The sequence below is a fragment of the Actinophytocola sp. genome (assembly GCF_035712165.1).
In the GTDB taxonomy this organism is placed as follows: domain Bacteria; phylum Actinomycetota; class Actinomycetes; order Mycobacteriales; family Pseudonocardiaceae; genus DASYTH01.
On the sequence record NZ_DASTBH010000495.1, the window covers coordinates 1 to 4,874 of the forward strand.

Annotated in this window: 3 protein-coding genes and 1 pseudogene; all 4 read left to right on the forward strand. The window is 69.5% G+C overall.

The annotated features are described in order from the left end of the window. Positions 1–380: pseudogene (locus tag VFO68_RS28100) on the forward strand (hypothetical protein); the annotation flags it as partial. Between the two features lie 124 nt (positions 381–504). After that, a complete protein-coding gene (nhaA, locus tag VFO68_RS28105) occupies positions 505–1,830 on the forward strand; it encodes a Na+/H+ antiporter NhaA (RefSeq protein WP_325161418.1) in 1,326 nt (441 codons plus the stop codon). 925 nt (positions 1,831–2,755) lie between these two features. Then, positions 2,756–3,727 carry a sugar phosphate isomerase/epimerase gene (locus VFO68_RS28110; RefSeq protein WP_325161419.1) on the forward strand — a complete coding sequence of 324 codons (972 nt, stop codon included), beginning with the start codon at positions 2,756–2,758 and terminating at the stop codon, positions 3,725–3,727. A gap of 48 nt (positions 3,728–3,775) precedes the next feature. Further along, the coding region (locus VFO68_RS28115) for a PQQ-dependent sugar dehydrogenase (RefSeq protein ID WP_325161420.1) at positions 3,776–4,874 on the forward strand (1,099 nt) is incomplete at its 3' end.

Sequence of the window (4,874 nt, forward strand, 5' to 3'; positions counted from 1 at the left end):
CAGCTTCTGACGACGCTGCGGGCGGCGGCCACCGCGACGTAGGTGGGACAGCCGATCGGTCGGTGCCGGGGGTGCTGGGAAACCTGGTCGGCGTGGTGCTCCGTCCGGGCAGGTCGCCGCTGGCCAACAGCCGTGCGGCATCGAACGCCGATGTGCCCGGCCCGGCGGTCGGGAACGGGGCGGCGAGGTCATCAGCGCGGACATGGGCGGCCATGCCACCGCCATCGGCGCGTCGGCGACCGTCGTCATGCTCGGCACCGCCGACCGCGCCGGGCGCCACAAACACGTTCTGGCAGTTCACCCGGTACGGGCTCGTGGTCACCGTCATCTCGATCGCGTTGGCCGTGCCGTATCTGTGGCTGCGCTTCTTCGCCTTCTAGACTTCTGGGACGCCCGAAGGTCCACCGGCGGCCGGCGCCGCCGCACCCCCTAACCACCCCGGTTCGCCGGGGAAAGACGGGGAAAGGAACACGTGTCGCCCCAACCGACGTTTGGAGCTGTTCGATGAGCGATCCCTCGCGGCGCAGCCGGACGCTGTTTGGGTGGGGGTCGTGGCCGGAAACCCGCCGCATCACGCAGATCCTGAGCAAGGAGACGCTCGGTGGGGCGCTGCTACTGGCCGGCGCGTTGGCGGGCATGGTCTGGGCGAACAGCCCCTGGTCGGACGCGTACGACGCGGTCCGTGGGTTCACCGTCGGCCCGGAGGCGCTGCACCTGGACCTGAGCCTGGCGACCTGGGCGGCGGACGGGCTGCTGGCGATCTTCTTCTTCGTCGCCGGGCTGGAACTGAAACGGGAGTTCGTCGCCGGTGACCTTCGCGACCCGCGTCGCGCCGCAGTGCCGATCGCTGCCGCGCTCGGCGGTGTCATCGTCCCCGCCGGGCTGTACCTGCTGGTCACCATCGATACCGGCGGAGACGCCGCTCAGGGGTGGGCGATCCCCACCGCGACCGACATCGCGTTCGCGCTGGCGGTCCTGGCCGTGATCGGACGTAACCTACCGACCGCGCTGCGCACATTCATGCTCACCCTGGCCGTTGTGGATGACCTGCTCGCCATCGTCATCATCGCCGTGTTCTTCACCGCCGACCTCGCCCTCCTACCGCTCCTCGGCTGTTTGGTCCCGCTAACCGTGTTCGCCGTGCTGGTGCAGCGGCGGGTCCGGTCGTGGTGGCTGCTGCTCCCCCTCGCCGTGGCCACCTGGACGCTGATGCACGAGTCCGGCGTGCACGCCACGGTCGCCGGGGTGCTGCTGGCGTTCACGGTGCCGGTCGTGCGTAGTGACCGGGCGGGAGGTCCCGACGCCGGCCCGGGGCTGGCCGAACACTTCGAGCACCGCTTCCGCCCGATCTCCGCCGTCGTGGCCGTTCCGATCTTCGCGCTGCTGTCGGCCGGTGTCACCATCGGCGGGCTCAGCGGGCTGGGTTCAGCGCTGCGCGACCCGGTGGCGGTGGGCATCATCGTCGGGCTCGTCGTCGGTAAGACGGTCGGCATCACCGCCGCGACCTGGCTGGTGGCCCGGTTCACCCGCGCCGACCTCGACGAGGGCCTCACCTGGACCGACGTGGTCGGCCTGGCGATGCTGGGCGGTATCGGATTCACCGTTTCACTGCTCATCGGCGAGTTGGCGTTCGGGCTGGGCACCGACCGCGACGACCACGTCAAGGTCGCCGTCCTCACCGGCTCGCTGGCCGCCGCGCTGCTCGCCGCGATCATCCTGCGCCTGCGCGACCGGGCCTACCGCCGCATCCGGGAAGCCGAGACCGTCGACCGTGACCACAACGACATCCCTGACATCTACGAGAGGCACCCGCTCCCGACCGAACGCTAGGCACCGGTCGACCCGGTCGCGGTCCATCGGCCAGCCGCGTGGTCCGCCAGGGCTTCCTGCTCGACCTGTGCCTGCGATTCCCGGATGGGGATCGGGCCCCTTGGTCCCCTACGTCACGTACCTCTATCACCGGCGGCGCGCCTCGTGCGCGACCAGGGACCGGCGAAGGTGCAATTCAGAACGCAGGCGATCGGCGGGAGAGGACGGCCTCATTAACGTCGTCGTACGCGGCTTCGTTGAGTTGACGAATGCCAACAATGCCGACCCGAGGCGATCGTCGCCACCAACACGACCGCCGGGTTTCCACCAGACGACCGATGACGGCGCTCTCGCTGACGAGCCGCGCGCTTCTCGGTGACGGAGAACGGCGTACGCGTGTTGATTGCGTTTCGCCACCGCGTTGTTCGGCTGATTGAGCAATTGCGAAACGCAATTCCGCGGACCGGGTGCCCCCAGGATCTCCTTGATCGGAATGCGTCGCGCCGCGGACATGTGACTCCGGACGAACGTGTCCCCTCGGGGACAGCCGAGGTGGCAAGGACAAGGAGGCATGGGAAGCGTCGAACGACCTTCCCGTTTGGCGATGCGGCCGTACGACTTGCATCCCTTCGCACCGTGGAGAATATTGAGGTGCGACGCACCGCATCCCCCCGGACCCTGGGGACGCACGCAAGGTCCGCGCGTGGAGAGTGCAGGTGATGTTGGTTGGTATCGCGATTTCCTTCGTCCTGACCAAGACCGACATCAGTTGAAGGCCTCCACCAGGTTGGCCGATTCGCTGGTGCGCACAATCAACTCTGCGTCCAGGGCAAAACCTGGGTGCTTTCGCCGTACGTAATTCATTACCGACGTTCTACCAGCCTCCAGACCGCCGCGCCGATGTCGTCGCGGTCCGCCCCTGCGCGGGCCGGGAAGGAGATCTCCCATGCACGTCGATCATGTTCAGACGGCAAACCCGGCCGAGACGGGATTGCCGTTCGGCCGTCGCGGATTCCTGCGCTCCGGCGTCATGGTGGCCGCGGCCGCCGGCGTAGCCGGTACGGTGGTCGCGCCGGCGACGTCCGCGCTCGCCCACGGCTCGGCACCCGTTGGCCGCCGCCGGGTACCCGCCGATCAGATCAGCATTCAGCTCTACACCGTGCGCGACGTGCTCGCGGCCGACCCGGCCGGGACGCTCGCCGCCCTCGCCGACATCGGCTACACCAAGGTCGAGCTCGCCGGCACCGCCGGTCTGACGGCGGCGGCCTTCCGGGCGCTGCTCGATGCCAACGGCATCCGCGCCACGTCGGGGCACTTCGGCATCCCGCAGCCGTTCGACGCAACCGCATGGCGGGCGACGCTCGCCGACGCCCGCACGCTGGGCTGCCGCTACGTCGTGCACCCGTTCTTCGGTGTCGACGCGAACGGCCCGATCCGCGATGCCGCCGTCTGGCGCGCCTTCGCCCGGGACCTCAACCGGGCGGGCGCCATGGCGCGCGAGGCAGGGTTCCGGTTCGGTTACCACAATCACCACTTCGAGTTCCTTCCGCTGAGCGACGGGTCGGGCCGGACCGCGTTCGACCTCCTCACGGCGACCGCCGACCGGCGCCTCGTGCATCTGGAGCTCGACCTGTACTGGTCCTGGCGGGGCACCGCCGATCCGGTGGACGTGATCCACGAGCACCGCGGCCGGGTCCTCCAGTTCCACGTCAAGGACATGAACATCGACAGCGGGTTCGCCGACCCGGGCACGGGATTGATCGACTTCCGCCGGATCTTCGCGCAGTCCGACGTGGCCGGGGTCCGGGAGTACATCGTCGAGCGGGACGACGCCGGCACCGCCGAGGGCCGGGACCCCGAGGACGCACTGGACACCGCCGCCGTCGGTTACGAGTTCCTGCGGAACATCCGGTTCTGAGAGGGGATGGCCATGGCCAACCGGATAACCCCGAGGCGAGCTCCCACCATGGCCGTGCTGGTCGCGACGTTCGCCGGTCTCGCCGGCCTGACGCCCCTGCCGGCCGCCGCGCACCCGGGTCACGAGCCGGATCCACTGCCCACGGACCAGTCGGCGTTCCAGAAGGTGACCCTGAACGACCGGCCCGGCGAGCCGATGAGCCTTGCCGTGCTGCCCGACCTGCGGGTGCTGCACACCGCCCGTACCGGTCAAGTACGGATCAACGACCCGCGCACGGGGCTGAACACCCTCGCCGCGGACGTCCCGATCTACCAGCACGACGAGGAGGGCCTGCAGGGCATCGCGATCGACCCGGACTTCGAGCGCAACTCCTGGGTCTATCTCTACTACTCGCCGCCCGGGAACACACCCGTTGACGATCCGGAGACCCCGGACGTGAACGAGGGCGACGCGCCGACCACCGGCACCCAGGCCGACTGGGACCGGTTCAGGGGCGTGGTCCGGCTGTCCCGGTTCAAGCTGCGCGGCAACACGCTCGACCTGCGCAGTGAGCAGAGGATCATCGACGTGCCCGTGGACCGCGGCATCTGCTGCCACGTCGGCGGCCAGATCGCCTTCGACAGCAAGGGAAATCTCTACCTGTCGACAGGTGACGACACCAACCCGTTCGAGTCCGACGGCTACGCGCCGCTGGACGACCGCGCCGGCCGCAACCCGGCGTTCGACGCGCGCCGCAGCGCCGGCAACACGAACGACCTCCGCGGCAAGCTGCTGCGGATCAGGGTGAGGCCGGGCGGCGGGTACACCATCCCGCGCGGCAACCTTTTCCCGCCCGGTACGCGCAGGACGCGCCCCGAGATCTACGCGATGGGGCTGCGCAACCCGTTCCGGTTCGACATCAACCCGAAGACCGACCAGGTCTACATGGCCGACTACTCGCCGGACGCGGACCACCCGGACCCCGAGCGCGGGCCGGCCGGTCACGGCCGGTGGATGGTCATCAACGAGCCGGGCAACTACGGCTGGCCGTTCTGCGTCACGCCGACCATGCCGTACCGGGACTACGACTTCGCCACCGAGACGGCGGGGCCGGCGTTCAACTGCGCCGCGCCGGTGAACGACTCGCGGCTCAACACCGGCCGCCGGG